Origin of the sequence: Exiguobacterium sp. SH1S1 (genome assembly GCF_004337245.1) — a bacterium.
In the GTDB taxonomy this organism is placed as follows: Bacteria; Bacillota; Bacilli; order Exiguobacteriales; family Exiguobacteriaceae; genus Exiguobacterium; species Exiguobacterium aurantiacum_A.
On the sequence record NZ_SJUZ01000001.1, the window covers coordinates 364983 to 389960 of the forward strand.

Below are 24978 nucleotides of genomic sequence, written 5' to 3' on the forward strand. Positions count from 1 at the left end.
GTGAACCTTGTTCAAACTGTACTACTGAAAATGCAACATTTCCTTTCCATTTTGGAAAACGCTATAATGAACGAGAAAGCCACTGAACAAGAAGGAAGGGAATCGAGTTGAATCAACGAACCAACCACATTGCACAATCTTTGGCCACGAAAGGGCTAGACGCCGCGTTTGTCACGTCAAAAGCGTCCGTCTTCTATTTTTCAGGAGTATACGCCGAGGCCCATGAACGTTTGATCGCTATCCTAGTACTGAAGAACGGGACAACGGCGCTCGTCTGTCCGGCCCTTGAAAAAGGAATCGTCGAAGCGAGCGACTGGAACGGTGAGATCGTGACGTACATGGACCACGAAAATCCGTGGGACAAAGTCGTCAAACTGTTTCTCGACCAACAAATCATTCCGGAACGAATCGGGATTGAAGGCGAGCATTTACCATATAACCGCGTCGAACAACTGCGTGCCGGATTTGCCGGACTGTCGATCATTGATTTGACGGAAGAATTACAAGCGCTCCGAATGATCAAGTCGACAGATGAGATCCGGGTCATGAAACGCGCGGCCGAACTTGCCGACATGGCAATCGAAGCCGGCATCCGCGCGTTGCGTGAAGGGGTGACCGAACTTGAAGTCATCGCCGAGATCGAATACGCCATGAAACGGCAAGGTGTCCGTGAAATGTCATTTGACACACTCGTCTTGTTCGGTGAAAATAGCGCCGATCCGCATGGTGTTCCTGGCAACAACCGACTCAAAAAAGGTGACTTCGCCTTATTCGATCTCGGTGTCGTCTGGCAAGGCTACTGTTCAGACATCACCCGCACCGTCGTCTACGGTGAGGCGAGCACAAAACAACGGGAAATCTACGAGACCGTGCTCCGGGCCGAAGAAGCCGCCATCGAGATGGCGAACGTCGGGACGACGCTCGGCTCGATCGATATCGCCGCCCGCCAAGTCATCACGACGGCCGGATACGGGGAATACTTCACCCATCGCGTCGGTCACGGTATCGGCATCGAGGTCCACGAGTTCCCATCGATGGCAGCCAACAACGATATGACGGCCCAGGTCGGCATGACGTTCACGGTCGAGCCAGGCATTTATCTCCCTGGTGTCGGCGGCGTCCGCATCGAGGATGACATCGTGATGACCGAAAGCGGACCAATCTTGTTGACGAGCTTCCCGAAGACGTTACAAGAAATTTAAAAGAGGTTGACTAACACAATCAAATTCGCTCGTCCTTCCGGTGCCCACGCTTTCCGCAGGCAATCCCTGAGCCTTAGTACCATCGGACGAGCAAAGCAAACGGTCGCCCTCGGGCGGCCGTTTCACGTTCTACCGCGGACGAGAACGACCGTTACATAGCATTTCTTCAATTTCATGTCGGGCAGAGCGCCTCAAGGTCTTCGGACATAATAAAAGACGAACGAGATTGCTTTTAGCGACCTCGTTCGTCAACAACTTGAGGTTGAAGGCATATGTCTTCAACCTCTTTTTCAATAGAACAGGCGCCACATCACTTCGCGCTGTGGCACTTCGTCACGCTCCATCTTGTTCATGAAAGACGGTTTATCGTACGGGATCGTCTTCGCACTGACACGCAGTCCCGCCTCATCCCACTGCAGCACCCCGTAGCGGGCCAAATCGTCTTTGGCGACGCCGAGCGCCCCTGGATTGAAATACCGTTTGCGCTCATCTTGAAACGCGTGGACCGGGTGATGGTGGCCGAAACAAACGACGTCCGCCGCGTAATCACCAAATAAGCGCTGCATGTTCGGAAGCGTCGCTTCGACGATGTCATGAAACGGCTCGTCGACGATCGATGCCTCACGCTTTTCAGCCGGGATGTGGTAATGAATGCCGTATATATGCTCCCTGCCTATCGTTTGCTCAATCGTCCGCGGCAATTTCATAAGCGCATCGGCGTAGTCAGGGCGCAACGTTCGCGCGACCCATTCGTGATGAGGCCGCGTATGGGCATAACTTTCGGGATGTCCCGTTCCCGCGAGCAGTGAGAGGACGGCTTCATCGTGGTTTCCCGTGATCATCTTGACACCTCGGTCGAGGAGTCGCGCCATCACTTCGTTCGAATCTGGCCCCATCGCGATCATATCGCCGAGACTCCAGATGTCATCGATCCCTTGACCGTCCAACTCGTTCAATACCGCGTCTAACGCTTGGACGTTCCCGTGAATGTCCGTCAAAATGGCCAACTTCATATGAAGCACTCCTTACTTTCGATATTGGTGGACGACGTTGACGCCTCCGGTCACATCGATGACCGCCCCGGTGACCATGTCCGAGTCCCGCGCGAGCAAGAACATGATCATTCGCGCGATGTCTTCGCCGGTCCCATGCCGACCGACCGGTGTTTGATTATCCGGTTCAGCGGATTCGATCCGCATCTCTTTCTGCGCACCGACGATGTTACCCGGATTGATCATGTTCGCCGTGATACCGTGCACCGCTTCCTCGAGCGCGACCGTCTTCGTCAAACTGACGAGACCGGTCTTCGCGGCAGCAAAGGCGGACCGGTGCAACCAGCCCGGTGCCGTCGCACTCTCAGGGAAGCCGTACGTGATGATACGACCGAACTGTTTCGCCCGCATATCTGGAATCGCCCGACGCATCAGCCAAAACGAGGCGGACAAGTTCCCGGTGATCACTTCCTCCCACTCCTCGTCCGTCAAATCAACGAGACATTTTCGTTCGAAAATATATGGACCCGCGTTCAAAATCAAAGCGTCCGGCTTACCGAACTTGCTCACCGCCTCGTCATAACCGGCCGTCACCGCTTCTCGGTCCGTCAACGGTGTCTCGATCATATGTAGCCGTTCGTGCTCCCAATCAATCGGTTTTCGTTGAAGCACGCTGACATACCAGCCTTCCTCCAACAGTCGTTCCGTTACAACCCGGCCGATCCCTTTCGCACCAGCCGTGATGACTACGTGTTTCATCGTCATCCCTCCTCTGTATCATCTTACCCGTTCCATCTATTGATTTCCAAACTTCAACCTGTTCCGTAAGAAAGTTGTGAAAATTTCACACATTCTCAAAAGAAGCGGGCGTGAATTTCGAGTGAAGTGGTATACTATATATGTAAGCCGCACGTACATTTCAAGCGAAAGGTTGGGATTTACATGGCAATTGTCTACAAACATATCCTTTCTGCCGTCGACGGCTCGAAAGAGGCGGAACGCGCATTCGAAACAGCAATCGACGTCGCACTTCGAAACGACGGAAAACTGTATATCGGTCACGTGATCGATACACGGACGTTCGCAACGGTCGAAGCATACGATCGGACGATTACCGAACGTGCAGAAACTTATGCGAAAGAACTGCTCGACGACTATGTCAATCGGGCCAAAGAACGTGGTGTCAAAGAAGTCGAAACGGTCATCGAATACGGTTCGCCTAAAGTGACGATTGCGAAAAAAATCGCACCGAATCACGAAATTGACCTTATCATCTGTGGAGCGACCGGCTTGAATGCGGTCGAACGCTTCTTTATCGGTAGCGTATCCGAGAGCATCGTCCGGTACTCGAAGTGCGACGTCTTGATCGTTCGTCAATAATTTCATTAAAAAAGAGTCATCGCGTTTGCGATGACTCTTTCTTATTGGCTTATAAGACTTTGACCGTGACCGTCTTGCGACCGAAGTTGATGGCCGCACTTTGCGAGTACATGAGAATGTCGATCTTATGTCCTTTGATAGAGCCGCCTGTATCAGCCGCCGTGTACGTACCCATCAACTTCCCACCAACATACACTTGTACTTTAGAACCGAGCGGGATGACGCGCGGGTCGACAGCGACGACGTTATGTTTTTGTGTACGAACGTTCCATCCGAGTGCCGTCTTACCTGAACACCCTTTGCAGTATGGTGTGTAGGCAGAAGCGTTCATCGTATACGATTTCACGCTCGCTTTCGCAACCGGTTTAACGGTGCGTAAGTATTTGGTTGCGATCCAACCGGCCTTGCCTTTATAGTTGACGCGAATCCAAGCCCCTTTTGTACCAGTGCGCTGGAGTTGTTGTCCTTTATTGATTTTTCCAAGTACCTTACCATTAATCGTAGCCGCTGAGCGAACGTTCAATCCGTTCACTTGGCTTTTTACATAAATTTTAGAAGACGCCTCTACTGGTTGTTGCGGTAAAAGCATGGCGAATGTCATGACCGTCAGTAATAAGACCGTTCCAATTTTTTTAAACATGAGGTTCGTCCTTTCCTAGTCGGTTTGTTTTGTCGTTTTTCATAGTTGTCAGTTCTTGGTGATTGTTACGTTCAAACATAAACACGATGCGTCAAGACGAGTAATGTTTCGTCCAGATAACTATATGACGAAACAACCGGACGTGCGTTTACAACTAAAATTCATTTGAATGACACTAAAATTACAGGAGTGTTACAAAAACGGACTATTTTAACGACGGATGACAACTTTACAGATATACGACCTTTTGTGTCATATTAAATTCCAATTATTGGTTTCAATATGACTCAAACGTTACAAACGTATCGTTTTCCGACTCTTTTTATTACAGCGCGCGTCTCCCGGATAATCCTTTAGACACAATTTTCCCGGATGAACTATGACAAAAGAACTAAAAAAAGTCGCGCTGTTCGGATGAACAGCGCGACTAGAGAGGTTAAATTGTGTGGATTAAGCGTGTGTTTCTAAAAGGTTTGCGATCCGAACTGTATCGCGGGCGATGACCAATTCTTCATTCGTCGGAATGATGATGACTTTGACCGGCGAATGCGGATAGTTGATGAACAACTCTTTGCCGCGCGCTCCGTTGTTGAGTGATGGATCCCAGTAGACGCCCATGAATTCAAGCCCACGCAGGATACGCTCACGAATGACGTCAGAGTTTTCACCGACACCCGCCGTGAAGATGATGGCATCGACGCCGTTCATCTCAGCAGCGTACTGACCGATGTAACCGTGAATCCGGTTCGAGAAGATTTTAAGTGACACTTCAGCCCGGTGGTTACCTTCTGCTGCAGCTTGCTCGATGTCACGTAAGTCACTTGAAATACCCGAGAGACCGTAAACGCCTGATTCTTTATTCATGACGTTCAATACGTCTTCAGCCGACTTGCCCGTTTTTTGCATAAGGAACGGGATGAGGGCCGGATCGAGTGATCCTGAGCGCGTTCCCATCGTGATTCCTTCAAGTGGCGTGAAGCCCATCGTCGTGTCGATTGAACGACCGCCGGCAACCGCCGCGATTGACGCCCCACTGCCGAGATGGCATGAGATCAAGCGCAAATCTTCGAGCGGACGACCGAGTAGCTCAGAAGCACGTTGCGTGACATATTTGTGGCTCGTCCCGTGGAAACCATATTTCCGTACACCGTGTTCCGTGTAGTACTCGTACGGGAGGCTGTACAAGAAGTTTTCTTCCGGCATCGATTGGTGGAAAGCCGTATCAAACACGGCGACTTGCGGCACGTTCGGCAAAATCGTTTGGAACGCACGAATCCCAGTCAAGTTAGGTGGGATGTGAAGCGGTCCGAGTTCGACGAACGATTCGATGTTCTTCATCACTTCCTCATCGATCACGACTGAATCCGCGTAAAGTTCTTTCCCGTGAAGAACACGGTGCCCGACACCCGAAATTTCATCGAACGAAGCCATGATTCCAAGGTCAATCAATTTTTCGAGCGCAAGCTCGACCGCTTCTTTATGTGTGTGAAGCGGTGTGACGACGTTGAACTTTTGCCCTTCGCCGTATTTAATAGTAAAGATCGCATCGTCTTTTCCAACGCGCTCGACGAGACCAAGCGCGAGCATGTTCTCAGATGGCATCTCGAGAAGTTGGAACTTCAGTGACGAACTACCTGCGTTGACTGCCATAATTTTTGTCATGTCATACACCTCTTACCTTTCGATTTAAACACGTTTCTTTATCTGTTCTCTTAAAAACCGATAACTGTATCATAATGAAGATACTTGATATGGCATATGTTTTTCAAGTCTTTTGCCCAATAAATATTATGTTGTTTTAAACCATTCATCAATCTGTTTCACAATATTGGCAACAGCGCGCACATCAGTGAACGATGGCAACTCGACGAGGAGCGCTTGTTTCGGGCGTGTGACGCCCTCTCCTTGCTTCTGTAAGATGAGGATACTCTTCGCATACCGTTCATCTTTGAACATCGTCGTCGGCAGTTGGAGGACACCTTTCACGACCGCTTCTCGGTCCATCCACTGTTTTAATTTCCCTTCATCATCCTGTTCAAACAAATTGTTCGGGATGACGAAGACACCATGGCCTCCCGGCAACGTATGCCGCATCGCCTGCTCGATCATCAAGAAGTGAGAATAGGAATGACCTTCTTCTCGCTTCAACTCATAACCGCTCGCCACTTCGTCGTTCGGATAATAACCGATCGGCAAATCGACGAGTGTGAGGTCACTCGGCTCGACGAACAGCGGTGCAAGTGCGTCTTGATGGAAGTAAGAAACCGGCTTTTTAAGCAAATTACTGATCGCATATGACAAACGAAGCATCAGTTCATCGACTTCGACGGCTTGTGCGGTCGCGTCTTTCACTTGCGATAAAATGGCGTGGACGAGAGTCCCGGTGCCGCTTCCGAGTTCAAGCACGTTCGCTCCGTCTTTGACGAGCTTCGTCGCCAAATATCCGATGAATAAGCTGACTGCGTCCGGTGTCGGTTGATGGTTCGGCGGAAGCGTTGTCGTCTCTTCAAGCACAAGCAGACTCACTGCCTTGCGCACGTCATCCGGTTTCTCCGATTCAACGTCGACTCGTTCAAACACTTCGATCAAAGCTTCGAGCGGCAATAAATCGAGGTCGCCCACCAATTTTTTCGTTTCTTTCTTCCAATCTCGGTACAACTGTTCAAATCGTTCCATAGTCGTTCATCTCCTCCATACAAAACCGGCTCTCGTTTCGAGAGCCGGTTGGTTAACTACAATATAGTGTAAGCTATTCGTCCACGTTTCGCCAAGTGAATCAGTTTGCCGCGTCGAACGCTTCAAGCGCCGCGTCAAAATCGACTTCGTCTGTCATCTCATCCATATACTGAACGTATTGGATAGTTCCTTCCGAGTCGATCACGAAGACTGACCGGGCTAGCAAACGAAGCTCTTCCATGAGCACGCCGTACGAATGCGCGAACGACTGGTCGCGGTGATCTGACAACATGATGACGTTATCGAGACCTGACGCCGCACACCAGCGTCGCTGGGCGAACGGTAAATCGTTCGAGACGGTCAATACCGTTCCACCGAGCGATGCCGCGTTTTCATTGAACGCACGAGTTTGCGTGTCGCATAGTCCTGTATCGATCGATGGGACGACACTAATCAATTTCTTCCCTGGGTAAGACGCGAGCGACACTTCTTCGAGTGCAGTCGTGAGGGCGGTGAAATCGGGTGCAGCATCTCCCACTTTCACTGGATTCCCTTGCAATGTGACTGTATTCCCTTTAAATGTTGGCATCAAATCATCCCCTTGTTCTGAATTTTACTTCTTCATCATATCGATGGTGCCGTCACGAAGACAAGCATCCTGCTTCAGACGGCCTGATTGTCATTTTCCCTATATCGGACGCCTAAAACAAGTTATAATGAGAAGGACACAATTGACAAAGGGGATGATTTAGATGAGAAACAACGTGTATCTGCACCATCGTAACGTCAACGAGTTCACGAAAGAGGTAAAAAAATTAAGAGAGATCGGGGAGAAACATGGTTTCAACATCATGGACCGCCCGGAAGATGCCAACATCATCGTCGCCATCGGGGGAGATGGCGCGTTTTTACAGGCCGTCCGTTACACCGGGTTCCGTCAAGACGCCATCTATGTCGGTTTCGGCCGCGGCCTCAACGAATTTTACTGCGACTTCGATATACATAAACTCGACGAAGTCGACCGTTTATTCTCGGATAACTCTGCCCGGATCGAAGCCGGTCTCGAAGTACGGAAATATCCGCTCTTATCCGCTTCAATCAATGAATCGTCGCCACTCCTCTGTTTGAACGAGGCATCGATCAAATCGAGTATCATCAAATCGCTCGCGATCGAAGTCTACATCGACGACCTCCACTTCGAGACGTTCCGCGGGGATGGAATGGTCGTGTCGACACCGACCGGATCGACCGCCTACAATAAATCGTTGAATGGCGCGGTCGTCGACCCGCTCATCCCGTGCATGCAAGTGAGTGAAATCGCTTCGGTGAACAACAACCGTTACCGCACGCTCGGCTCAGCGTTCATCGTCCACGATTCACGTAAGCTGTCGCTCCGCATCGTTGAAGACGGAAACGATTATCCGATTATCGGTATGGATAACGAAGCGCTTAGTTTGAAGTATACAGACCGGATCGACATCGAATTGTCGGACAAGGTCGTCAAAACGGTCAAGTTGAAAACCAACTCGTTCTGGCACAAAGTGCAACGCTCTTTCTTCTGAACTGACAAAGGCTAGTCGTCCATTGCGGACGACTAGCCTTTTCTCATGCTTTGATGACGTCTGCCTCGTAGACGGGCGAACCTTCGACGACGGTCATGACAAGTCGGTTGCTCAAAATATCTTGTCCGTTCAAGTCGAAGAAATCCTCTTCCCATACGGTGAACGTCGCATTATAGCTTTGAATCAACAAGCCATCACGGCCATGCGTCCCAGTCGCGACACGCGGTGAGTAGGTGAAACTCCGTAGCGCTTCGTACATCGACAGACGTTCCGTTGGATTCAGTGCACCCGAAGCTTCAAACGATTGTCGTGTCACAGCGGCATAGAGCCCCTTTCTGACGTCGACAGAAGAGATCGGGGCATCACTACCCCCGAGTACGAGCGCACCCGTATCGAGCATCGATTTGAACCGATACGCGTCGTCGACCCGCTCGTTGCCTAGGCGGTCGAACAACAAATCCATATCATCCGACAAAAAGACCGGTTGCGCGTCGATGAGGACCGGCAACGCACTGATTCGCTTCAACAGCGAATCGTTCAATAGCGAAGCGTGGATGATGCGGTCGCGCGTCCCTCGTTTCGCCGGATACTTCTCGAGCAGCGTGATGAACTGCTCAGCCGCCGCATCTCCGATGACATGAGCCGCAACGTTCATCCCGTATGAGCGCGCCTTTTTGACGAGCGCCTCGAGGTGGTCCGGGCGGTGGACTTCGATCCCGCGTTGCCCGACTTCATCTGCATACGGCTCGGACAAGAGCGCCGTCCGGCCGCCGAACGAACCGTCGACGAAAATCTTCATCGCCCCGAAGTCGAAGCGCAGGCGCTTCGCAAGCGCATCTTTTTGCAGCAATTGATCAACGACTTGTTCATGGACGAGCAGATGGGCATGGAACGGCAGTTCTTGAAGCACATCTTCATATGCTTGAATCGTCTCGAGCGGGTCTCCGTGGTAGAACAAGTCTTCCGTGTGGGCTCCGACGATCCCATGGGCGAACAACGAGTCGACGGCCCGACGGATCGAGGCGACGTTCTTCTCACGATTTCCGCCGAGCTCTTTATGGAGCAGATCGAGCGCCGCATCGTACAACACGCCGTTCAATTTCCCGTCGTCATCACGTCCGAGCTTCCCGCCTTCAATGACGGTGTGATGAATGAGGCCTAAGCGCTCGAGGCCTTTCGAGTTGACGACGGCGACGTGGCGACAGACGCGCTTTAAGACGACCGGGCGATCCGGAATGACGGCATCAATCATCTCACGTGTCGGCATCTGTCCGAGCAGACGATCGTTAAAGCCTTCAGCGACGATCCAGTCGTCCCCTCCCGACTTCGCTTTCATCGCTTCGAGCAAGGCGTTTAAATCCGTCGTCTCGGTCGCGTCGATGCGGTCGAGCGCCTCGCCATATCCGATCAAGTGAATGTGCGAGTCCGTAAACGCCGGATACACGCTCTTCCCTTCGAGGTTCACAATCTGTTTGATCCGGCCCGCGTATGTACGGCGAAGATGACCTTCCTCCCCGAGTTTCAACACGCGTCCGTGCTCGACATACATCGCCCGTGCCATTTCATGTTCTTTGTTCAGCGTATAGATCTTTCCGTTTACCCAAAGCGTTCCCATCACAAAATTCCTCCTCGATTCAAAAAAGATTGACGTCTACGTTAATTCCCGTTTACGTCAATCTTCATGCATAGATTATTTTCGAAGCATATCTTGTTGTTCCAAACCTTTTTCAACACGTTGACGGATCTCGCGAGCCGCTCCTTCGTCGAAGCGCCCGAGCACACGTTCACCGATTTCGACGGCCGTACCGTACTCGCCGTGTAAAAACTTGTTCTCAGCGAGCGTCAAGGCGACATGCACCTCGTTATCACGACGACGGTACCGATTCGCATACTGGAGCAACTGTTCCGCATACGTCACTTGCCGGAGCAGTGCTTTGACGCGGTCACGGAAGTTATCCATCGTTTCCTCGACATCGTGACTGAGGCCGACGATATACGTCATGTTGAACGGTGCCTTCTCGAACTGTTCATCTAGCGACTGCACCCCTTTTTGAAGTTGTCGCATGTCACTCGTCAAATCAGTCGGAACGACCGGCATCGCGCTCTTCGCCAAGAGGCGACGGTGAGCGGACAATTCCTTCTTCCATGACTCGAGTTTATTCCGAACTTCGAGCTCTTCTTTACGAAGCGAGTTCGTATTTTCGATAAACCGTTCATGCATCGCACCGAACTGGTCGAGTGACCGTTTCGCATCTTGCACTTTTGATTTGATCAGACTGAACGGAATCACCTGAGCGACGAGTGCTTGTTCGATATCGAGGACGTTCGCAGCGAGCACCGCACGTTCCCGGTCCAATTGTTCGAACTCCTCACCGACCCGGGCATTGATCTCATAGTTGCTGACAAGCCGCGACATCTCTTGGTGAAGGCGCGTCATCAATTCGTTCGTCTGCCGTTCGCGTTCTTTGACCCCAGCAAACTCTTTTTTTACGTACTGCCTTGCATCGACCTCGGAGCTGAACGCCTCGAACAATTGATCGATATCCGAACTGAGTTGCTGCATGTCCGTTTCAAAGTGTTCAAAATCAAGCTGTTCGATCCGAGTCATGAGCGCAAGACGGCGGTCTTCTGCCTGCTCGATTTCTTCGACTAACCCGAGCGTCTCGAGGGCGTAGCCATCCATCTGCATTTCTTTATGACCCGCACGCAGTTGATTCAGTTGGTGCTTTAAGTCAAATTGAACCGTCCGTACAAACTGGGGAATCACTTGAACGAGTTCACGGATCTTCGTCACCTTTTCAGACAGGACTTGGCCGGCCATGAACGCCTCTGAGACTTGCCCTTCTTGCTTGAGGGTCATCATCTCGGTCCGTTTCGCTTCCGCAACAGCGATTTCGGTTTCGACGAGATCGTATGTCGGGCCAAAAGCGCTATTTTGAGAAATGAGCGTCTTGCGGAACTGATACAGTTCTTTCTCGTCTTTTTTGACGATATCTAGCAGGGAGGCATGATAGTCGTTAAACTCTGCCATCTCATCGAGCATCGCGTGAACCATCGATTCGAGTTCTTCGATCAACTGTTCGGTCGCAGCCAAGTCTGATTTGACTTTAAGGAAACGATATTTGTCGAGGTCTTCCTCTGAACGATATAGCGCCTCATCGATTTGACCCGTGTGGACGCTGACGAGTTCATCCCACGACTGGTGCCAGCGTTCGAATTTTTCTTTCGTTTCGCCTTCCATCGGCCACTGTTTGAACTTTTGAAGCTCGGCCGGGACACTCGCACTCAGGATGCCTTGTTTTCGCATATCCAAATCATCAATTTTCTGGTAAAAACTTCGTCTAGCTAGCATACTACCTAACATTGCTCCTAGAGCGATAACAATAATTCCAATTAAAATTCCGTATATTCCGTAATCCATCTCTGTAACAACCTCCAAGCCGCTTTCGTGGACTTATGTATCTTTAAGAAGAAAATGAAGTATTTTATAAGTATAGATATTAATAATCATATTATAGAAACAATGTTTTGCATAGGTTTTCCAACGGTTTAGGGAGAGAATGTTATTTTCCGCGAAAATCTTTTTGGGAGACAAAATAAAAAAATGCGTGTACCATGATGCTAATCTGAAATACATCTTGATATAGGAGGGAAACAAATGTTCCAAACTACTACTTACTCTGGCGACCTGGCCGCCGGCTATGACTTACTTAACAAACAACTCGCTGCCCTGCTCGAAGGAGAGACGAACCAAGTCGCTAACCTTTCGAACGCGAGCGCTCTGCTCAACCAGTTTCTTGACCGCATCAACTGGGTCGGCTTCTATTTGACTGACGGTGACGACAGCCTCATCCTCGGACCGTTCCAAGGTCTTCCTGCTTGCGTCCATATCGCCTTCGGCAAAGGCGTCTGCGGCACGGCCGCCTCGACACAAGAGACACAGTTGATCGCCGACGTCCACCAATTCCCAGGCCATATCGCCTGCGATGCGGCCTCGAACTCTGAAATCGTCGTCCCGCTCATCCGTGACGGCAAAACGATCGGCGTCCTCGATATCGACAGTCCCGAGTTCGATCGCTTCTCAGAAGTCGATCGCCAAGGCTTAGAGCAATTTTGCCAGACATTACTTCGCTTCATCTGATTGACAAGCTGCCCGATCCATCGTATACTGATTTTTGTGCATGAAATGACGATAGCAGTCCTAGACAGACGTATCCACCTTTCGGGCCTCGACTGAGTCGGAGGAGCATCTTGTAGCTTCGCTATCAAGTGAAGGTGCTTGAACCTAGAAAGGGGCGTCACCCGTCTTTGACACCGTTGTTCTTTTGTGCAAAATACATGAACAACAAGGAGGAGTCCAATCATGGCTCGTTACACAGGTCCAGCTTGGAAACTCTCGCGTCGCTTAGGCATCTCGCTTAGCGAAACGGGTAAAGAATTAGCAAAACGTCCTTACGCACCAGGCCAACACGGCAATGGTCGTCGTAAAATCTCTGAATACGGTCTTCAGCTTCAAGCGAAGCAAGCACTCCGTCACATGTACGGAATCAACGAGAAGCAATTCCGTCGCATCTTCAACGATGCTGGGAAAATGCAAGGTATCCACGGTGAGAACTTCATGTTCTTGCTCGAGTCACGCCTTGACAACCTCGTTTACCGTATGGGCCTCGCTCGCACACGTCGTGGAGCACGCCAACTCGTCAACCACGGTCACATCCAAGTTGACGGTTCACGCGTAGACATCGCGTCTTACCGTGTAAAACCAGGTCAAGTCATCTCGGTTCGCGAAAAATCGAAAACTTTCAAAGCGATTGCTGAAGCTCTTGAAGTAGCACCAGCTACAAAAGAATTCATCACGTTCGACGCTGAGAAACTCGAAGGTACGTACGTACGTATTCCTGAGCGCGCTGAATTGAACGACCAAATCAAAGAGCAACTCATCGTTGAGTACTACTCACGTTAATGCTTTTATCCCCTTCTCTCGAGAAGGGGATTTTTTTATATCAAGATCTGTTCGCGAATCCGGCCCATCTGCGTATCGAGCGCGTCCGCCATTCGGGCCGCCTCGATGAGCTCTTGCCGTGACGTCTCGGGGATTTGATGCTGATACTTGTATTGAAGCTTATGTTCGGTCGCCGCCCAAAAGTCCATCGCGAGCGTCCGAATTTGAATCTCGGCCGGCACCCAGATGACACGTTCCGCCAAGTACACTTTCGTCCGCACAATCAGATGGAGACTGCGGTAACCGCTCGGCTTTGGATGTTCGATATAGTCTTTGATGACGTCGATCTGTAAGTCGTCCCGCTTTTTCAAGTGATCGAGAATCGCGTAGATGTCATCGCGGAAACTCGTGACGATCCGTACGCCGGCGACGTCATAAATATTGTCCCATAACGCTTCCACTTCGAGTGGGAGCTGTTTTTGATTCATCTTCCGAATGATCGACGGCAACGTCTTCATCCGCGTCTTCACGTGTTCGATCGGCGAATAGCCAAGTCGGGTCTGCCAATCGAGGTCGATGATGCCAAGGTCGCTCTCAAGCTCCGTGATCGCCATCTCGTAATAGCGGAACCGTTCCCGCCACTGATGAAACTGTTCGCCAAAAAACTCTTCGATATCCATTAGACGTCCTCCTCGTTCTCTATATTTGAAATGGTATCAGACCACACCTGATTTGACACAACAAAAAAAGTCCATGTCCGCAAACTTTGCGGACATGGACGGATCGGTTAGACGTGACGGATCACGAAGTATTTCTTTTTGCCTCGGCGGATGATTGTGAAGTCCCCGAGCGTGTCTTCACGCGTGACGAGCTTGTCGAGCGCTTGCTCGCGTTCGCCGTTCAAGTAGATCGCCCCGTTTTGGACATCTTCGCGCGCTTGGCGTTTTGATGGAGCGATTTTTGCCTCGACGAGAAGATCGACGAGATTGCGTTCGCCGTCGAGTTCGAACTGCGGCATCCCTTTGAACGCGGCATCCATATCCTCGGGCTTGAGTGTCTTCAAATCGCCGCTGAAGAACGCTGTCGTGATGCGTTCCGCTTGGTCAAGACCCGCCTCACCGTGGACGAGCTTCGTCATTTCCTCGGCAAGACGGCGCTGTGCCGCACGTTTTTCAGGTGCTGCCGTCATTTCCGCTTCGAGCGCGTCGATCTCTTCATGCGTCATGAACGTGAAGTACTTGATGAACTTGATGACGTCGGCATCGTCGACGTTGATCCAAAACTGGTAAAACTCGTACGGTGTCGTCTTGTCCGCGTCGAGCCATACCGCACCACCGGCCGTCTTCCCAAACTTCTGTCCGTCCGACTTCGTGACGAGCGGCACAGTCAGACCGAACGCCTTCTCCGAATGGCCGAAGCGACGGATCAATTCAAGCCCGGCCGTGATGTTGCCCCACTGATCGCTACCGCCGACTTGGAGACGGCAATTCTCTGTCTCGTACAACTTCAAGAAATCAAACGATTGGAGCAACATGTATGAGAACTCCGTGTATGAAATCCCGTTTTCCATGCGCGAATCGACCGAGTCTTTCGCGAGCATGTAGCTGATCGGAAAATGCTTGCCGATGTCACGTAAGAAATCGATGATCGACAGCTCTTCTGTCCATTCATAGTTGTTGCGGATCGTGATCGGGTTCTCCCCTTCGAGCGGGAGGAAGCGGCTCAACTGATCTTTGATCCGGTCCGAAAACTCTTTGACCGTATCGAGCGTGTTGAGCGAGCGTTCGTCCGACCGTCCTGACGGGTCGCCAATCATCCCGGTCGCGCCACCGACGAGCGCGATGACGTGGTGTCCCGCCTCTTGGAAACGCTTCAACGTCAAGATCGGTAGCAAGTGTCCGATATGGAGCGAGTCCGCCGTCGGGTCGAACCCTGTGTATAGTGTCGTCGGTTTGCTCAGTTGCTCTTTCAATCCTGCCTCATCCGTCATTTGGTTGACGAGCCCTCGAAATTCTAAATCTTTTAATAGTTCCATGTTTTCCACTCCTTCAATTGACATAAAAAAACGCCCCTTCTCAAATGAGAAGGGACGGAGATTCCGCGGTACCACCCTAATTGCCACAGCTGTGGCCACTTAAAACGAGAGATAACGGTCCCAACCCGGCCGAATGGCACGCTCCAAAAGTGTAATTCATCGTTGACATTGGCTAGTTCACAGCACCCACTAGCTTTCTGGACAAGCGGTCAACCGACTACTTCGTTTTTTTCATCGCGTCTACTATTATTGACTATGCTATTCATTTTATAAGTTACGTTTCCTCGTTGTCAACTGCAAGATTGAAACTTGCATTAGTCTGCTCATTCACGATAAGGTGGGCAAGGACTTGTGCTATAATCGTATATAATACTGTCTAAAATAGTTTTACACCATATTAAGGAGGCTGTCATGCTGCAGAAGATTCGAGACATATGGAACACACCAAAGTCGTTGAAAGCCCGCCGTTATGCCAATGTATTTTATGATGTGTCGTGGAACGTTTTGCTCCTCACCATCATCTCTGTCGTCCTCATCGGTTTCTTAGGTGCCGGGATCGGGGCCGGATATTTCGCATCACTCGTTAAAGATATGCCGACTCCAGCCTATAAAACGATGACGTCACAAATCAATACGTACTCATCGACGTCCGAGATTTACTTCGGAAGCGGTGAACGGATTGGGAACTATACGACCGATGAAGTTCGGGTACCAATCACGGTCGATAAAGTTTCACCTTTCGTCGTCGATGCCTTACTCGCCACCGAAGACGTCGAGTTTTATGAACACGACGGCGTCGTCCCGAAAGCGACGCTTCGGGCCATCCTGCAAGAAGCGACCGGTTCGGAAGAGCGGACAGGTGGTTCAACACTAACCCAACAGCTCATTAAAAACCAAATGCTGACGAACGAGGTCTCATTCGAACGGAAAGCAAAAGAAATCCTGCTTGCCCTCCGTTTAGAGAAAGCGATGGACAAAGATGAGATTTTAAACGCCTACTTGAACGTCGTCTCGTTCGGACGTAACTCGATGGGACGCAACATCTCAGGCATCGAGGCCGCCTCTCGTGGCGTCTTCAACACGTCGGCCGAGAAGCTGACGTTGCCGCAAGCCGCTTTCCTCGCCGGGATTCCGAAAAACCCGTTCCTGTATACACCGTATTATCAAGGCGGTGTCATCAAAGAGGACGTGTCACCGGCCATCAATCGGATGAAGACGGTACTCAACCGGATGTACGTCGCCGGCAAAATCACAAAAGAAGACTATGACGCCGCGTACAACTACGACATCACGCAAGACTTCATGAAGACACAATCGAAGCCGCGCGATCGTTATCCGTACGTCGTCCAATGGGCAGAAGAAGATGCGTTACTCATCGTCCGCGATCATCTTTTGAAAGAAGATGGCGTCGACTTAAATGACTTAAGCTCTGACGATCGTGAAGAAATTTTGAGCACGTACGGACGCCGCGCCCATAACGCGCTTCGTCAAGGTGGTTATAAGATTCACCTGTCGCTCGACAAAAAAGTTCACGAATCGATGCAACAACCGGCCCGGAACGTAAATAACTTTGGACCTCGTAACCCAGATAAGAATGTCGATCCTGAGCAAGGACCGGAGCAAACAGCAGCCATCATGCTCGACAACAAGACTGGCCGCATCCTCGGATTCGTCGGTGGTCGTTACGTGAACGGTAAAGCCGATGACTTTAACCGGGCCCGTCTGATGAAGCGTCAAATCGGATCGACGGCAAAACCGCTCCTCGTTTACGCGAACGCAATCGAACAAGGACTGATCACGACCGATACGGTGATCATCGACGAGGAGTATAAATATCAAAACGGTTCAAACCCTAATACAATCCCAGTGCGAAATGAAGATCGCGGATATCGTGGGGCGATGACGGCTCGTGATGCCTTGAAACTGTCTCGAAACGTCCCGGCTGTGAAGATTTATGAAGAGCGGGCCGCTTTTAGAAAAGATACGGAGAAACTTATCCAAATGGGCATCAACGTCCCTGAAGACGTACGTGTCGCTCCATCGATGGCACTCGGTGTCAGCTCGGTCTCACTCGCATCGCTCGCATCAGGTTACGCCATGCTCGCTAACGGTGGTGAGCACGTCGAACCGTATATCATCGACCGCGTCGAGTATCAAGATGAGGTCATTTATGAGAATAATCCTAAGAAAACGCAGGTCTATTCGGACCGTACCGCTTATCTCATCGTCGACATGTTACGCGACGTCTACACGTCAGGCACGGCGACTTACGCGAAGTCGCTCTTGAACGTCCCTGGCGACTGGATGGGCAAGACCGGTACGACTCAAGACATTCGTGATTCGTATTTGGTCGGTTCGACACCGGGCGTCACCCTTGCCGTCTGGACTGGATACGACAAAGAATATCCATTAAGTGATGGTGGAGGTTACGGCCGTTACTACCAACGGACACAAGGTATGTGGTCTAAGATTGCCAACAATGTATATCTCGATCGTCCGGAAGTATTCAACTCGAATGCCCGCTTCGTTCAACCAGCTAGCGTAAAACCAGACGACTTCAAAGACTCTGGAACGTTCTCTGAGAAGAAGAAACTCGAAGAGAAGAAGAAAGAAGAGGAAGCGAAGAAGAAAGCTGAAGAAGCAAAACAAAAAGCCGAAGAAGCCAAAGAAGAAGCTGAACAGGCAGAACAAGATGCCGATGCAAAGCGTGATGCTGATGCAAAAGCAAACGCTGAAGCTGAAGCAAAACAAAAAGCTGAGGCCGCAAAGAAAGCCGAAGAAGAAGCAAAGAAAAAAGCTGATGCTGCTAAAAAAGCCGAAGCTGAAGCAAAGAAGAAAGCTGAAGATGAAGCGAAAGCAAAAGAAGAAGCCGAGAAAGAGGCGGATGCTTCATAACGCAAGCCAAACGAAAGGTCGACACATCGCGTGTCGACCTTTTTTATGCTCAATCTTCCATCGTCGATAAGTCTCCGGCCTCAAGGTTCAACTCCCACGCTTTGAGGACGCGACGCATAATTTTCCCGCTCCGCGTTTTCGGCAATTTGTCTTTGAACTCGATCTCACGCGGTGCCGCATGGGCCGCCAAACCTTCTTTGACGAATTTTTGGATTTCTGCTTTCAATTCGTCCGATGGCTCATAGCCTTTGCGAAGCGCGATGAACGCTTTGATGATCTCACCGCGGATCGGATCCGGTTTCCCGATGACTCCGGCTTCGGCGACAGCCGGATGCTCGACAAGGCGGCTCTCGACTTCGAACGGTCCGACCCGCTCTCCTGCCGTCATGATGACGTCATCCACTCGGCCTTGGAACCAGAAATAACCGTCCTCGTCCATATAGGCCGAATCACCAGATACGTACCAGTCACCCCAGAAGTAGCTCTCGTACTTCGCATCATTTTTCCAAATTTTACGCATCATCGACGGCCAAGGCGTCTTCAATGCCAAGTTGCCCATCCGATGCGGTGGTAGCGGTTGGCCACGGTCGTCTAAGATCGCCGCCTCACAGCCAGGAATCGCTTTCCCCATCGACCCCGGTTTAATGTCCATCGTCGGATAGTTACAGATCATCATCGCTCCTGTCTCCGTCATCCACCACGTGTCATGAATGCGTAGCCCGAACGATTCGTTGCCCCAGCGAATGACTTCCGGGTTGAGCGGTTCTCCGACCGATAGAATGTGGCGCAGTGATGACAAGTCGTACTTCTCGAACGCTTCCTCCCCCGCGCCCATCAACATCCGGAACGCTGTCGGCGCGCTGTACCAGACGGTGACGCCGAACCTCTCGATGACCGAGTACCAAAACTCAGGGTTGAACCGTCCGCCGACAATCACGTTCGTCGCCCCGTTCAAGAACGGCGCAAAAATCCCATAACTCGTACCCGTCACCCAGCCCGGATCGGCGGTGCACCAGTAAATATCGTCCGGTTGCAAATCGAGCACCCATTTCCCGGTCATCAAGTGCTGGACCATGGCGTTATGGACGTGCAAGACGCCTTTCGGTTTCCCGGTCGAGCCCGACGTATAATGCAAGATCATGCCGTCTTCCCGGTCGACCCACGTAATATCAAGATCGGTCGATGCGTCATGCGCCAGTTTCCGGTAATCGATGATTTTCCCTGACTCGTCGACGTCGTCGCCAACAAGCAAAATCGTCTCAAGATGTGGCAATTGATCAACGGGTACACGCGGCAACAGCGCCTCTGTCGTCACGATGACTTTCGCTTCCGCGTCGAGCAACCGGTCGTGTACCGCCTGTTCCATGAACGCCTCAAATAGCGGTCCGACAATCGCACCGAGCTTTAACGCACCGAGTAAAATAAAATAAAGTTCTGGACTCCGCGGCATGAAGACAAAGACACGATCGCCTTTCTCCACCCCAACCGATTTCAGAACATTTCCAGCGCGATTGCTTTCCTGTTTCATCTGCGCGTAAGTATACCGCTCTTCCCGATCCCCATCGAAATAGAGCAGTGCCAGTTTGCCCGCCAGCTCCCCTTCAGCGTGACGATCAATCGCCTCGTACGCCATGTTGACATTTCCAGTCAAGTTCCAAGACAACAGTGCTTCTGCTTGTGTCCACTCGAACGACTGACAAGCCTCTTCATACGACGCTAATTGATGTTCCCCTGATAACGCTTTCAATTTTTCCATCGTCAAAGATTCGCCTCCCCCTATAGTGAATGGTGTATCCACTTTCAGTATAGTGTTAATATTATGACAAATCAATGAATTTCCAAAAACTCCAAAACAGTGTGAACGTTGTGCAATGAAAGCGCTATAATAGAACGTGAAGAAGGTGGTGACTCCATGGAAAAACAATATCATTCAAAAGTGTGGGAAACCTCACTCGGAGCCGTAATCATCGATGGACCAATCGGGAGCGACGTGCTCGCAACGTATCGGCTTGATGAAGGCTTGACCGCGTTTCGAGAGCCAGAAGACCAACATAAGGCGCTCGTTGAAATTGCCGGATTGAAAGAAGGACGGATCATCGTCGCGCGCGTTGACGACCTCGTCATCGGTTACGTCACGTATTTATATCCGGACCCGTATGAACGTTGGAGCGAGGGCAATGATCCGTATATTCTCGAGCTCGGCGCCATCGAGGTGAGCCCGCGCTTCCGGGGACAACGGATCGGTAAACAGCTACTCGAAGTGTCGATGCTGGATCCACATATGGATGATTTTTTAATCTTGACGACGGAATACTATTGGCACTGGGATTTAAAAGGAAGCGGTCTGTCGATTTGGGACTACCGCAAAGTGATGGAGAAAATGATGAACCACGGCGGTCTTGTCTTCTATCCGACGGACGACCCGGAAATCGCGTCCCACCCGGCCAACTGTCTGATGGCCCGCATCGGAAAAAACGTGCGGCAAGAATCGATCGATCACTTCGATTCACTCCGGCTTCGCCGCCGGTTCATGTATGACTGAGGAGGGTTACGATGCTGATTGAGCAAATGATGAATCGCCACGTCGTGACGATTCAACCGACCAATACGATTGCGCACGCGGCAAAACTCATGCGCGACCATAAAGTACGCCACTTGATCGTCACCAATCCGGCCCGGCAAGTCGTCGGGATTGTCGGTCAGTTCGAGATGAGCGGCGCCACAAGTGTATTTCATCCAGAGAGTGAGCGTGCCGACTTCAAAAACCCGGTCTCGAGCATTATGCGTCAAGACGTGACGACAGCCCACCCGTACGATTTTTTTGAAGACGCGGCCGCCCTGTTCTATGAATATCGTTTGACGTGCCTGCCGATCGTCGAACAAGGAAAACTTGTCGGTGTGTTGACCGAAACCGATTTACTTCGTTATTTCGTCCAATTGACGGGCGCACTCGAACCGAGCTCGCAAATCGAGATCCTTGTCGAGAATACGACCGGGGCACTTGAAAAAGTGACGCGGCTCTTAGCAAAAACGAACGTGAATATTATCAACGTCTTCGTCCATCCGACACCCGATCCATATAAGCGAATCATCTCATTCCGTGTTCAAACGATGAACCCGCTGCGCATCATCGATCGATTAAAGCGAGAAGGTTTTGACGTACTGGGTCCGGAGATGTTCCAATGAGACCCGCCTACATATTCGGGGAGAATGAGAACTCGTACCGCTTCCACGCGGATCATCCGTTCAATCCGATCCGTTTGGAGCTGACGACATCTCTTCTGGTCGATTCCGGAAAACTGTCAGCCTCTGAGTGGATCGCCTCACCGATCGCTTCAGTCGAGTCGCTCGCGCTTGTCCATGACGTCGACTACATCGAGGCCGTCCAAGCAGCTGCCGCGGGTAAACTGTCAGGGCTGAAAGCAAATAAATTCGGACTCGGGACGGAAGATACACCCATCTTCCCAGCTATTCACGAAGGAGCTGCCCGGCTCGTCGGCGGAACGATGCATGCGCTTGAACTCGTCGCGAGCGGACAAGTCGAACGCGCTTTTCACGTCGGTGGCGGGCTCCATCACGGGATGAGACGAAAAGCGTCCGGCTTTTGCGTCTATAACGACGCGGCCGTCGCCATCGCTCACGTCCGCAAGCAATACGGGACGCGGGTCCTCTACGTCGATACAGACGCTCACCACGGAGACGGTGTCCAATGGCTGTTCTATGATGACGCTGATGTGATGACGCTATCGATCCACGAGACCGGCCGCTACCTCTTCCCAGGCACAGGCGCGGTCACAGAGCGCGGCAACGGGAACGGCTACGGCTATAGTTGGAACGTCCCGATTGATGCTTTCACCCAAGACGAATCGTTCCTGCGCTGTTACGAGACCGTGCTCCGGGAAGCGTGTGAGTGGTTCAAACCAGATATCATCTTGACGCAGAACGGGGCTGATGCGCACGCGTTCGACCCGTTGACGCATCTCGCCTCGACGATTCATACGTTCGAACAAATCCCTCAAATCGCCTCTCGCCTCGCCGACGAGTACACAGAAGGACGACTCGTCGCCCTAGGCGGCGGCGGGTACGACTGGTTCCGAGCTGTCCCGCGCGCCTGGTCGCAAGTATGGGCCGGATTGACACGCGAAGCTCCGTACGCAGGCGACATCCCCTCCGCTTGGATTGAACGGTGGCAAAAAGAGTCAGACCAGCCGTTGCCGACGACATGGGATGACCATTCGTACACGTTCGACCATATTCCGCGACGGCAACAAATCGAAGAGAAGAACTGGGAAGTGACGAAACGCGCATTTTGGCCGTTCATCTCAAACGACCGCAAGTCACTTTACTTATGAAAAACCCGATGTGAGTTGGCAATTGCCAACTCACATCGGGTTTTTTGATTCAGTCTTTTCGTAACGAGTCACGACGCTCGATCCGGTGCGGCAAGACGACGTTCTTCTCTTCGATTTCTTCAGCATTCAAGATTTTCGTCAATAATCGCATAGCGACAGCTCCGATGTCATACATCGGTTGAACGACCGTCGTCAACTTCGGACGAATCATCGTGGCGAGACGCGTGTTATCGTGACCGACGACTTCAAAGTCGTTCGGCACAGAATACCCAGCGTCTTGAATCGCATGGATGACGCCGAGTGCCATCTCGTCCGTACCGGCGAAGATTGCTTTCGGGCAGTCATCGCGTCCGAGCATCTTTTGCATCGCTTCGAGGCCAGACGCATACGTATAGTTCCCAAGGATGACATCGTTCTCACGGAACGGAAGTCCCGCATCCTCAAGGGCACGGCGGTAGCCAGAGAACTTCTTCTCGCCATTGATTTGTTGCTCGAGCGGCCCCGTGATGAAGCCGACTTGTTTATGGCCGTGGCCGATCAACATTTTGGTTGCGTCATAAGCAGCCTGCTCATAGTCGATATTGACCGCTGGGAGGTCATACCCTTGGTTCAACGTCGCTGCAAGAACGATCGGGACCGGTGATTTTTTGAACTCATCGACGAGGTCTTCGTGAAGACGGCCGCCCATGAAGATGATCCCATCGACTTGTTTACCGAGCAACGTGTTCAACAAATGAATTTCCTTGTCGCGGTTCGAGTCCGAGTTGCCGAGGATGATGTTGTATTTATACATCGTCGCCACGTCCTCGATTCCGCGTGCTAAATCAGCAAAGAAGATGTTTGAGATGTCTGGCACGATGACGCCGACGGTCGTCGTCTTTTTACTCGCGAGACCACGTGCGACGGCGTTCGGACGATAGCCGAGTCGATCGATTGCTTCCTGTACTTTTTTACGGGTTGTCGGCTTCACGTTCGGGTTTCCGTTGACGACACGTGAGACGGTCGCCATCGACACCCCTGCTTCGCGTGCGACGTCATAGATTGTGATATTGTTACTATTCATTAAAACTCCTCCTACAAGCAATGATTTTCAAACGATTTTCAAAAAACGTATCAAAAAAGGAAGACAGGTATCTGTCATCATTTTACCCTGTCTTCACGCTATATAAAACGTTTCCAATTGGAAAGCTTATTTTTTAACCAAATCAAGTTGAGGGAACTGAGCTGTGAGCCCATCGATGAACTGATCAAATTGATCGAAATCAAGCTGCTGCTGGGCATCAGACAAGGCGATTGCCGGATTCGGGTGCACTTCGACCATGACGCCGTCGGCCCCGACCGCGAGCGCCGCTTTCGCTGCAGGAAGCAACAAATCGCGTCGTCCCGTTGAGTGGGTGACATCGACCATGACCGGTAAATGTGTCTCTTGTTTTAAAATCGGCACGGCCGTGATGTCGAGCGTGTTACGTGTCGCCCGCTCATACGTCCGGATACCGCGTTCGCACAAAATGACTTGGCTATTGCCGCTCGCCATGATGTATTCCGCCGCATAGATGAATTCTTCGATCGTCGCCGCAAGACCCCGCTTCAGTAGAACCGGTTTTGACGTCTTTCCGACTTCTTTCAACAAATCGAAGTTTTGCATGTTGCGCGCCCCGACTTGAATGATATCGACGTAAGGCAGCGCTGACTCGACCGCACCCGGTGTCATAATCTCTGAGATGACACGCAAGTCGTGGCGATCGGCCGCTTGTTTCAACAGTTTGAGCCCTTCAAATCCGAGACCTTGGAAGTCGTACGGTGAAGTCCGCGGCTTATAGGCGCCGCCGCGCATGATTTTCACGCCGGACAACGCTAATTTCTCAGCAACTGCATTCACTTGCTCGAACGATTCGACCGCACATGGACCGGCAATCAATTGCGGCCGGCCGTTACCGATGACTACATCTTGCAATGTGACGATCGTATCTTCGGCTTGACGCTTGCGCGACACGAGCAACGTTTTATCTCGGTCTTCTCCTTGCAACTCGGCAGACGCTTTAAACATTTCTTTGAACAAATGCTGAAGGCGTGACGTCTCGAAAGGACCGGGATTCGAGGCGGCGATGAAATCTAACATTTCTCGTTCTCGAACCGGGTCATACCGCTCCACACCTTGAAGACGTTTCACTTTTCCAATTTCGACCGCGAGCGTTCCACGACGACTAATCAAGTCGAGCATCTCACGGTTCAACTCATCCATTTCACGACGTAATCGATTCAATTGATCTTGTGGACTCATAATTTCCCTCTCATTCCTAAT

At 51.2% G+C, this 24978-nt stretch carries 22 protein-coding genes and 1 other annotated feature; of the genes, 9 read left to right on the forward strand and 13 right to left on the reverse strand.

Annotated features, from left to right (window positions below; genetic code table 11):
• Window positions 1–107: 107 nt before the first annotated feature.
• Window positions 108–1202, forward strand: a complete 1095-nt coding sequence (locus EVJ23_RS01910; protein WP_071397827.1) for a M24 family metallopeptidase — start codon at window positions 108–110, stop codon at window positions 1200–1202.
• Window positions 1203–1492: 290 nt separating this feature from the next.
• Here EVJ23_RS01910 and EVJ23_RS01915 read toward each other — a convergent pair whose 3' ends face one another.
• Window positions 1493–2215: a metallophosphoesterase family protein gene (locus EVJ23_RS01915; protein ID WP_071397828.1), complete on the reverse strand. Its 723-nt coding sequence runs from the start codon at window positions 2213–2215 to the stop codon at window positions 1493–1495.
• Window positions 2216–2227: 12 nt separating this feature from the next.
• Window positions 2228–2953 carry an SDR family oxidoreductase gene (locus tag EVJ23_RS01920; RefSeq protein WP_070329494.1) on the reverse strand — a complete coding sequence of 242 codons (726 nt, stop codon included), beginning with the start codon at window positions 2951–2953 and terminating at the stop codon, window positions 2228–2230.
• A gap of 183 nt (window positions 2954–3136) precedes the next feature.
• Here EVJ23_RS01920 and EVJ23_RS01925 point away from each other — a divergent pair, with 183 nt between their 5' ends.
• Window positions 3137–3574, forward strand: a complete 438-nt coding sequence (locus tag EVJ23_RS01925; protein WP_016508455.1) for a universal stress protein — start codon at window positions 3137–3139, stop codon at window positions 3572–3574.
• A 49-nt stretch (window positions 3575–3623) separates the two neighbouring features.
• Here the strand turns inward: EVJ23_RS01925 and EVJ23_RS15400 are convergent, their stop codons facing one another.
• The 4 genes from EVJ23_RS15400 to tpx form a co-directional block, all read right to left on the reverse strand.
• The gene (locus EVJ23_RS15400) at window positions 3624–4214 is read right to left on the reverse strand and encodes a 3D domain-containing protein (RefSeq protein ID WP_131463844.1); all 591 of its coding nucleotides are present in this window, start codon (window positions 4212–4214) and stop codon (window positions 3624–3626) included.
• 450 nt (window positions 4215–4664) lie between these two features.
• Window positions 4665–5876 carry an acetate kinase gene (locus EVJ23_RS01935; RefSeq protein WP_070329492.1) on the reverse strand — a complete coding sequence of 404 codons (1212 nt, stop codon included), beginning with the start codon at window positions 5874–5876 and terminating at the stop codon, window positions 4665–4667.
• Between the two features lie 126 nt (window positions 5877–6002).
• Window positions 6003–6890, reverse strand: coding sequence for a class I SAM-dependent methyltransferase (locus EVJ23_RS01940; RefSeq protein ID WP_070329491.1), 888 nt, complete (start codon window positions 6888–6890; stop codon window positions 6003–6005).
• Between the two features lie 100 nt (window positions 6891–6990).
• Complete coding sequence (gene tpx / locus EVJ23_RS01945; protein WP_071397833.1) at window positions 6991–7479, reverse strand: thiol peroxidase; 489 nt, start codon at window positions 7477–7479, stop codon at window positions 6991–6993.
• Between the two features lie 163 nt (window positions 7480–7642).
• Between tpx and EVJ23_RS01950 the strand changes: the two genes are divergently transcribed.
• Window positions 7643–8452 carry an NAD kinase gene (locus EVJ23_RS01950; RefSeq protein ID WP_071397834.1) on the forward strand — a complete coding sequence of 270 codons (810 nt, stop codon included), beginning with the start codon at window positions 7643–7645 and terminating at the stop codon, window positions 8450–8452.
• A gap of 43 nt (window positions 8453–8495) precedes the next feature.
• Here EVJ23_RS01950 and EVJ23_RS01955 read toward each other — a convergent pair whose 3' ends face one another.
• Complete coding sequence (locus tag EVJ23_RS01955; RefSeq protein WP_070329488.1) at window positions 8496–10067, reverse strand: amidohydrolase; 1572 nt, start codon at window positions 10065–10067, stop codon at window positions 8496–8498.
• A gap of 75 nt (window positions 10068–10142) precedes the next feature.
• Window positions 10143–11873 (reverse strand): septation ring formation regulator EzrA, encoded by a 1731-nt coding sequence (ezrA, locus tag EVJ23_RS01960; protein ID WP_131443037.1) that lies wholly within the window; start codon window positions 11871–11873, stop codon window positions 10143–10145.
• 237 nt (window positions 11874–12110) lie between these two features.
• On the opposite strand from ezrA, the gene EVJ23_RS01965 reads away from it, so the two are divergent.
• Window positions 12111–12593 (forward strand): GAF domain-containing protein, encoded by a 483-nt coding sequence (locus tag EVJ23_RS01965; RefSeq protein ID WP_070329486.1) that lies wholly within the window; start codon window positions 12111–12113, stop codon window positions 12591–12593.
• A gap of 222 nt (window positions 12594–12815) precedes the next feature.
• Window positions 12816–13415: a 30S ribosomal protein S4 gene (rpsD, locus tag EVJ23_RS01970; RefSeq protein ID WP_016508465.1), complete on the forward strand. Its 600-nt coding sequence runs from the start codon at window positions 12816–12818 to the stop codon at window positions 13413–13415.
• A 35-nt stretch (window positions 13416–13450) separates the two neighbouring features.
• On the opposite strand, the gene EVJ23_RS01975 is transcribed toward rpsD, so the two are convergent.
• Window positions 13451–14074: a GTP pyrophosphokinase gene (locus EVJ23_RS01975; protein WP_070329485.1), complete on the reverse strand. Its 624-nt coding sequence runs from the start codon at window positions 14072–14074 to the stop codon at window positions 13451–13453.
• A gap of 107 nt (window positions 14075–14181) precedes the next feature.
• Complete coding sequence (tyrS, locus tag EVJ23_RS01980) at window positions 14182–15429, reverse strand: tyrosine--tRNA ligase (RefSeq protein ID WP_070329484.1); 1248 nt, start codon at window positions 15427–15429, stop codon at window positions 14182–14184.
• 47 nt (window positions 15430–15476) lie between these two features.
• Window positions 15477–15673: a binding site (T-box leader), on the reverse strand.
• Between the two features lie 167 nt (window positions 15674–15840).
• On the opposite strand from tyrS, the gene EVJ23_RS01985 reads away from it, so the two are divergent.
• Window positions 15841–18324 (forward strand): transglycosylase domain-containing protein, encoded by a 2484-nt coding sequence (locus EVJ23_RS01985; RefSeq protein ID WP_131463846.1) that lies wholly within the window; start codon window positions 15841–15843, stop codon window positions 18322–18324.
• Between the two features lie 49 nt (window positions 18325–18373).
• Here the strand turns inward: EVJ23_RS01985 and acsA are convergent, their stop codons facing one another.
• Window positions 18374–20080: an acetate--CoA ligase gene (gene acsA, locus EVJ23_RS01990; RefSeq protein WP_131464908.1), complete on the reverse strand. Its 1707-nt coding sequence runs from the start codon at window positions 20078–20080 to the stop codon at window positions 18374–18376.
• A gap of 156 nt (window positions 20081–20236) precedes the next feature.
• On the opposite strand from acsA, the gene EVJ23_RS01995 reads away from it, so the two are divergent.
• Genes EVJ23_RS01995 through EVJ23_RS02005 form a run of 3 tightly spaced genes read left to right on the forward strand, consistent with a single transcriptional unit; the run spans window position 20237 to window position 22676 of the window.
• Complete coding sequence (locus EVJ23_RS01995; protein ID WP_070329482.1) at window positions 20237–20866, forward strand: GNAT family N-acetyltransferase; 630 nt, start codon at window positions 20237–20239, stop codon at window positions 20864–20866.
• 11 nt (window positions 20867–20877) lie between these two features.
• Window positions 20878–21510: an acetoin utilization AcuB family protein gene (locus EVJ23_RS02000; protein ID WP_070329481.1), complete on the forward strand. Its 633-nt coding sequence runs from the start codon at window positions 20878–20880 to the stop codon at window positions 21508–21510.
• Window positions 21507–22676, forward strand: a complete 1170-nt coding sequence (locus tag EVJ23_RS02005; protein ID WP_131463848.1) for an acetoin utilization protein AcuC — start codon at window positions 21507–21509, stop codon at window positions 22674–22676. Before EVJ23_RS02000 ends, EVJ23_RS02005 begins: the two co-directional genes overlap by 4 nt.
• A 49-nt stretch (window positions 22677–22725) precedes the next feature.
• On the opposite strand, the gene ccpA is transcribed toward EVJ23_RS02005, so the two are convergent.
• Both ccpA and EVJ23_RS02015 read right to left on the reverse strand, forming a co-directional pair.
• Window positions 22726–23739, reverse strand: a complete 1014-nt coding sequence (gene ccpA / locus EVJ23_RS02010) for a catabolite control protein A (protein ID WP_070329438.1) — start codon at window positions 23737–23739, stop codon at window positions 22726–22728.
• A gap of 126 nt (window positions 23740–23865) precedes the next feature.
• Window positions 23866–24957: a bifunctional 3-deoxy-7-phosphoheptulonate synthase/chorismate mutase gene (locus EVJ23_RS02015; protein WP_131440064.1), complete on the reverse strand. Its 1092-nt coding sequence runs from the start codon at window positions 24955–24957 to the stop codon at window positions 23866–23868.
• Window positions 24958–24978: the final 21 nt, after the last annotated feature.

What these genes read in the sequence shown, in the direction of transcription:
- EVJ23_RS01915 (WP_071397828.1), bottom strand. Translation starts at nt 2,215, where the DNA reads ATGAAGTTGGCCATTTTGACGGACATTCACGGGAACGTCCAAGCGTTA.
- EVJ23_RS01920 (WP_070329494.1), bottom strand. Translation starts at nt 2,953, where the DNA reads ATGAAACACGTAGTCATCACGGCTGGTGCGAAAGGGATCGGCCGGGTT.
- EVJ23_RS01925 (WP_016508455.1), top strand. Translation starts at nt 3,137, where the DNA reads ATGGCAATTGTCTACAAACATATCCTTTCTGCCGTCGACGGCTCGAAA.
- EVJ23_RS15400 (WP_131463844.1), bottom strand. Translation starts at nt 4,214, where the DNA reads ATGTTTAAAAAAATTGGAACGGTCTTATTACTGACGGTCATGACATTC.
- EVJ23_RS01935 (WP_070329492.1), bottom strand. Translation starts at nt 5,876, where the DNA reads ATGACAAAAATTATGGCAGTCAACGCAGGTAGTTCGTCACTGAAGTTC.
- EVJ23_RS01940 (WP_070329491.1), bottom strand. Translation starts at nt 6,890, where the DNA reads ATGGAACGATTTGAACAGTTGTACCGAGATTGGAAGAAAGAAACGAAA.
- tpx (WP_071397833.1), bottom strand. Translation starts at nt 7,479, where the DNA reads ATGCCAACATTTAAAGGGAATACAGTCACATTGCAAGGGAATCCAGTG.
- EVJ23_RS01950 (WP_071397834.1), top strand. Translation starts at nt 7,643, where the DNA reads ATGAGAAACAACGTGTATCTGCACCATCGTAACGTCAACGAGTTCACG.
- EVJ23_RS01955 (WP_070329488.1), bottom strand. Translation starts at nt 10,067, where the DNA reads ATGGGAACGCTTTGGGTAAACGGAAAGATCTATACGCTGAACAAAGAA.
- ezrA (WP_131443037.1), bottom strand. Translation starts at nt 11,873, where the DNA reads ATGGATTACGGAATATACGGAATTTTAATTGGAATTATTGTTATCGCT.
- EVJ23_RS01965 (WP_070329486.1), top strand. Translation starts at nt 12,111, where the DNA reads ATGTTCCAAACTACTACTTACTCTGGCGACCTGGCCGCCGGCTATGAC.
- rpsD (WP_016508465.1), top strand. Translation starts at nt 12,816, where the DNA reads ATGGCTCGTTACACAGGTCCAGCTTGGAAACTCTCGCGTCGCTTAGGC.
- EVJ23_RS01975 (WP_070329485.1), bottom strand. Translation starts at nt 14,074, where the DNA reads ATGGATATCGAAGAGTTTTTTGGCGAACAGTTTCATCAGTGGCGGGAA.
- tyrS (WP_070329484.1), bottom strand. Translation starts at nt 15,429, where the DNA reads ATGGAACTATTAAAAGATTTAGAATTTCGAGGGCTCGTCAACCAAATG.
- EVJ23_RS01985 (WP_131463846.1), top strand. Translation starts at nt 15,841, where the DNA reads ATGCTGCAGAAGATTCGAGACATATGGAACACACCAAAGTCGTTGAAA.
- acsA (WP_131464908.1), bottom strand. Translation starts at nt 20,080, where the DNA reads ATGGAAAAATTGAAAGCGTTATCAGGGGAACATCAATTAGCGTCGTAT.
- EVJ23_RS01995 (WP_070329482.1), top strand. Translation starts at nt 20,237, where the DNA reads ATGGAAAAACAATATCATTCAAAAGTGTGGGAAACCTCACTCGGAGCC.
- EVJ23_RS02000 (WP_070329481.1), top strand. Translation starts at nt 20,878, where the DNA reads ATGCTGATTGAGCAAATGATGAATCGCCACGTCGTGACGATTCAACCG.
- EVJ23_RS02005 (WP_131463848.1), top strand. Translation starts at nt 21,507, where the DNA reads ATGAGACCCGCCTACATATTCGGGGAGAATGAGAACTCGTACCGCTTC.
- ccpA (WP_070329438.1), bottom strand. Translation starts at nt 23,739, where the DNA reads ATGAATAGTAACAATATCACAATCTATGACGTCGCACGCGAAGCAGGG.
- EVJ23_RS02015 (WP_131440064.1), bottom strand. Translation starts at nt 24,957, where the DNA reads ATGAGTCCACAAGATCAATTGAATCGATTACGTCGTGAAATGGATGAG.